At 72.7% G+C, this 4,710-nt stretch carries 7 protein-coding genes; 6 read left to right on the top strand and 1 reads right to left on the bottom strand.

Going from position 1 to position 4,710, the window contains the following annotated elements; translation table 11 throughout:
* The first annotated feature begins 203 nt into the window (after positions 1-203).
* The 5 genes from CWIS_RS13695 to CWIS_RS13675 are packed head-to-tail and all read left to right on the top strand — an operon-like array spanning position 204 to position 3,168.
* Positions 204-584 (top strand): hypothetical protein, encoded by a 381-nt coding sequence (locus tag CWIS_RS13695; protein WP_048343863.1) that lies wholly within the window; start codon positions 204-206, stop codon positions 582-584.
* 2 nt (positions 585-586) lie between these two features.
* Complete coding sequence (locus tag CWIS_RS13690; RefSeq protein WP_048343862.1) at positions 587-886, top strand: hypothetical protein; 300 nt, start codon at positions 587-589, stop codon at positions 884-886.
* Complete coding sequence (locus CWIS_RS13685; protein WP_048343861.1) at positions 883-1,614, top strand: hypothetical protein; 732 nt, start codon at positions 883-885, stop codon at positions 1,612-1,614. Before CWIS_RS13690 ends, CWIS_RS13685 begins: the two co-directional genes overlap by 4 nt.
* 8 nt (positions 1,615-1,622) lie before the next feature.
* Positions 1,623-2,453, top strand: coding sequence for a hypothetical protein (locus CWIS_RS13680; RefSeq protein ID WP_053071746.1), 831 nt, complete (start codon positions 1,623-1,625; stop codon positions 2,451-2,453).
* 28 nt (positions 2,454-2,481) lie between these two features.
* Entirely contained in the window at positions 2,482-3,168 is a 687-nt protein-coding gene (locus CWIS_RS13675) for a hypothetical protein (protein ID WP_053071745.1), read from the top strand.
* A gap of 173 nt (positions 3,169-3,341) precedes the next feature.
* On the opposite strand, the gene CWIS_RS19025 is transcribed toward CWIS_RS13675, so the two are convergent.
* The gene (locus tag CWIS_RS19025) at positions 3,342-3,536 is read right to left on the bottom strand and encodes a hypothetical protein (RefSeq protein WP_197080853.1); all 195 of its coding nucleotides are present in this window, start codon (positions 3,534-3,536) and stop codon (positions 3,342-3,344) included.
* 30 nt (positions 3,537-3,566) lie between these two features.
* On the opposite strand from CWIS_RS19025, the gene CWIS_RS19020 reads away from it, so the two are divergent.
* On the top strand, positions 3,567-4,710 hold a 1,144-nt coding region (locus CWIS_RS19020), incomplete at its 3' end, for a bifunctional DNA primase/polymerase (protein WP_197080852.1).

Here is a 4,710-nt window from a genome sequence, read left to right as displayed (position 1 = left end):
CCGGCGCCGCCACCCGCCTCGGCTACCGGTCCCGCGACGTCCTCGACCGCGTCCTGCAGCGCGCCGGCCGCCCCGACCTCATCGCCGCACTCAAGGCACCCGAGTCCGAAGACCTCGCCGTCCGCAACCACGCCCGACGCCGCAACCAGTACTCCCGCACCGCCTGAACCCGCCGTGCACCACCCAGAGAAGAGGTTCCGACCGTGACCGACCACACCGACGACGTCGTCCTGACCGACGACGACCTGCTCGAGCTCGACCAGCTCGCCCTCGAGCTCACGAAGCGCAAGGAGACCGCCCAGGCGGAGATCGACCGCATCAAGGAGATCGAGGGCGTGCTGCGCCGCCGCCTGCCCGCCGGCAAGACCACCCCGCTCGGAGCGACCCGCGTGACCGTGAAGAACGGTGCACGCCGCCTCAACACGAGCCGGTTCGAGGCCGCGTTCCCGGCCGAGACGTGGCCGGGCCTGTACCGGACCGAGACGAAGCCCGACACGGCCGCCATCAAGGACCAGGTCGCCCCCACGGTGCTCGACGCCGCCAACGTCCACGACATCGGCACGCCCGTCATCGAGGTGCGCTGACCATGGCCGCCACGATCGTCACGCTCCTCGGGCAGGCCGTCAGCGAGTTCCCGGCCCTGACCGACGCCGACGCCGTCATCCAGGTCCACCTCAAGAAGGTGCAGCTCCTCGGCGAGACCGAGCTCGAGGTCCGTTCCAACCTCGGCGCGTCCTTGACCCCCGAGCTCACCGCGCAGGCCGTCGGCTTGGTGCTGCACCGGCTCGCGCACGCGCTGCTGGACGGGAAGGGCGTCGCAACGCACCTCGGCGACCTCGACGAGCCGATCCCGTTCACCCTGAGCGACCTCGGCGGCGCCGGATGAGGTACACCACCCGCCCCCTGTCCGACCGCGCCTGGCTGCGACCTGCTGCCCAGCGCACGCCGTCGCAGTTCAAGGTGACGTGGTCGACGGCGCTCGACCTGCTGGAGCGCGAGCTCGACATGATCGACGGCGCCGAGCTGGTGATCGAGATCGACGTGCGCGAGCAGGACCTGCGACTCGACGGGATGCTGCGTGCGAACGCTCGCGCGGCCGAGCCCGCGGTCATCGTCGCGTTCGAGTCGAAGCACGGCCCGCTGCTCTACAGGTCTGACCAGTACTCGGGCGCGCCCTACTGGTGCAAGGGCATGCAAGAGGCGTGGCAGCACAACGTCTACGCGGTCGCTCGCACCCTCGAGTCGCTGCGGGCGGTCGACCGCTACGGCGCGGTCCGCTCGGGTGAGCAGTACCGCGGCTTCCGGCAGATCGGCGGCGCCCCGGCGATGGTCACCGAGCCACCCCTGACCGACGAGCAGGCGTGGAGGGTCATCGCGCGTGCGGTGCAGCCGACGGCGCGCGAGGTCTGGTGGGAGGACGCTGCGCAGTCCTGGCAGGACGGCCGCACCGCGCCTGACGGGACCAGCGGCCCGGCGATGGTCCGGCTCGCACGGCGGAACACCCACCCCGACACCCGCCGCGACGACGTCGACGTCACGTTCGACGACGTGCAGCGCGCAGCCGCGCACCTCCGCTCGACCGGCCCGATCGCGGCGCCGCGCGAGCGCGCATAGGGGCGGGCATGACAACACCGACCCAGCAGACCGCCCACGTCCAGTACACCGGTGGCGACCCCGCCGCCGGTCTCACCGAGCTCCGCACCGTCATCGAGCACGCCATCACCAACCAGCCGCGATCCCTGCAGACCCGCATCGGCCCGTCCGAGATCGGCACCCCCTGCGACCACTGCCTCGCAGCGAAGCTCGCCGGCTGGGCCAAGAACCAGGACGGCATCCCGTGGCTCCCCTGGATCGGCACCGCCGTGCACGCCCAGCTCGAGGACGTCATCCGCGCCCACGACAACGCCACCTACCCGCGCAACGCCCGACGCTTCATCGCCGAGGGCAAGACGATGGTCGGGCACATCGGCGGCCGCGAGATCTGGGGCTCCACCGACCTGCTCGACCTGTTCATCGGCATGACCGTCGACTGGAAGATCGTCGGCGAGACAACCCTGCGCGCGGCACGACGCCATGGCCCGTCCGAGGTGTACCGCGTCCAGGCAGACCTGTACGCCAAGGGCTGGAACGACGCTGGGTACCGCGTCGACTACGTCGCGATCGCCTACCTGCCCCGCAATGCCGTGACGCTCGACCAGGCCGTCTGGTGGAGCGCCCCGCACGACCGCGGCCGCGCCGAGCGTGCCCTCGAACGCGCGAACCAGCTCCACGCCAACCTGACCGCCCTGGCCACCCTCGGCGACGCCGCGGTCACCGCGTGGATCGGATCGCTGCCACGGGCGACCGGCTGCTTCGACTGCGCCCGCTACCCCGACCGTCCCGCGGGCATCACCGCCCCCGGGCACACACCCGGCCACGAGCTCGACGGCCTCATCCCCACCATCGCCGCCTGACGCGGCACCCACCAAGGAGACGCACAAGATGACCCAGACGCCCAACGCCAACGACGTCCTCATGGGCGGTGGCGGCGCCCCCACCGCCAAGTTCGCCCACCCCGGCGACACCATCACCGGCCGCGTGGTCGCGCCTCCGCAGGCCTACCAGGAGCGCGAGTACGACAAGAACAACCCGGGTCGTCCCGGCGACCCGAAGTACTACCCGTCCGGTGACCCGATCATGGCCGTCTACGTCGACCTCGCCACCGACATGCGTGACCCGTCCATCCAGGACGACGACGGCATCCGCCGCTTCTACATCGAGGGCCGCTACCTCAAGGCCGACGTCCGCGACGCGATCCGCGCCGCGGGCGCCCCCGGCCTCGAGGTCGGCGCCACCCTCACCGTCACGTTCACCCACCGCGAGGACCCCGACGACAAGCGGTCCCGCAAGTTCTGGCAGATCACCTACGTGCCCGCCGGCAACGCCGCCCTCATGGGCGAGCAGCCGACGCCCGCACCCGCGCCGACCACGCCGGTCGCGGCGGGCGCCCAGCCGACGACCGCACCCGCGCCGACACCCCCGCCGCCGGCTGCCGCGCCCGCCGCCCCGGCGGTCACGACCCCGGCCGCACAGGCGAAGTCCCTCGCCGCGCTCGGGCTGACCGTCGAGCAGATCGCCGCGCAGCTCGGCATTACCCCCGACGTCGCGGCGATCCTCGTCGCCGCCTGAGACCGCCGCCGCACACCCCGCCCCCTGGGTGTGCGGCGGCACCCCGCGCGCGGCAGCCACCCGAACCCCCGCGGGTGGGCCCGTTCGACCCGGGCCGCGGGGACCCAGCACCCAGCAGAGCGCGACGACGTCAGGAGAGCACCACCCGTGACCCCCATCAAGGCTGAGGCTCCTCAGCCTCCCGCGGCTTTGTACTCGGCGAATGCCGCATCGAAGTCCCGCTTCGTCTGCAGGATCAGTGGGATCAGCGAGAGGTTCCGCGGGTTGCCGGGGCCGTCGTCGACGCCCAGTTGCGCGATCAGTTGCTCCCGGGCTGCCATCGCCGCCTGCATCTTCGCGAGCGCGGCCGCCTGCGCTTCCATCGTCATGGGCGCCACCGTAGCCCCGGGGGTAGCGGCGTGAACACCCTCGCGGTCGCCCGCGGCCTCATCGGCCACGGGTACTCCGTCCTGCCGATCCGCGGCGACGGCACCAAGGCCCCCGCCCTGCGCGACTGGAAGCACCTGCAGTCCCGCCGCCCTACCGATGCAGAGCTCGATGAGTGGTTCGGCGACGACAGCCACGACCTCGGCGTCGTTCAGGGCGCTGTGTCCGGCTACGCCGAGCTCACCGAGCTCGAAGGCCGCGCCACCCACCTGCTGCCCGAGCTCAAGGCGCTCGCCCACGACACCGGCCTTGGCGACCTGTGGGACCTCGTCACCACCGGGTGGGTCGAGATGTCCCCGTCCGGCGGCCTGCACTTCCACTACCGCCTCACCGACGGCCCCGTCCCCGGCAACACCAAGCTCGCACGCCGCCCCTCCACCCCCGACGAGCTCGAGCAGTGGAAGGCCACCGAGACGGCCCGCGCCGCCGACATCACCGACTCCACCCTGCGCGCCAAGCGGCTCGCCAAGATCGACACCACCGGGTGTGACGACGTCGTGCAGGTCCTCGCCGAGACCCGCGGCGAAGGCGGACAGGTTGTCGTCGCACCCTCCCGCCACCACGCCACCGGTCGCCCCTGGACGCGCCTGCTCGGCGGACCCGGCACCGCGCCGACCATCACCCTCGAGCAGCGTGACGCGTTCCACACCGTCCTGCGCACCCTCGACCACCAGCCCGATCCCGTCGCGACCCCCGCGCGCGCCGCAACCGCTTCCCCGCGCGACCCCGGCGACGGCATCACACCCGGCGACGACTACGAGCAGCGCACCGACTGGGCCGACATCCTCACCCCCCACGGGTGGACCCACGTCACCACCCGCGGCCGCACCCGCTACTGGCTGCGCCCCGGCAAGGCCCGCGGCGCCGGGTTCTCCGCCACCACCGGGCACGCGGACGACCGCGACCGCCTCTACGTCTTCACCACCTCCACCGACTTCCAGGCCGAGGTCCCGTACACCAAGCTCGGCGCCTACGCCCTCCTCGAGCACGGCGGCGACCACAACGCCGCCGCGAAGCAGCTCTACGCCGACGGGTACGGGCAGCGCGCCGAACAGCGCCGCCCCCTCGAGCAGGCCGACGACCTCGCCGGCCTCATCCCCCCGACCGGGACGACAC

The sequence above is a fragment of the Cellulomonas sp. A375-1 genome, assembly GCF_001040865.1.
Taxonomy (GTDB): Bacteria; Actinomycetota; Actinomycetes; order Actinomycetales; family Cellulomonadaceae; genus Cellulomonas; species Cellulomonas gelida.
The sequence above is the reverse complement of the archived record's forward strand: the minus strand, read 5'-3'. Positions and strand labels throughout refer to the sequence as shown.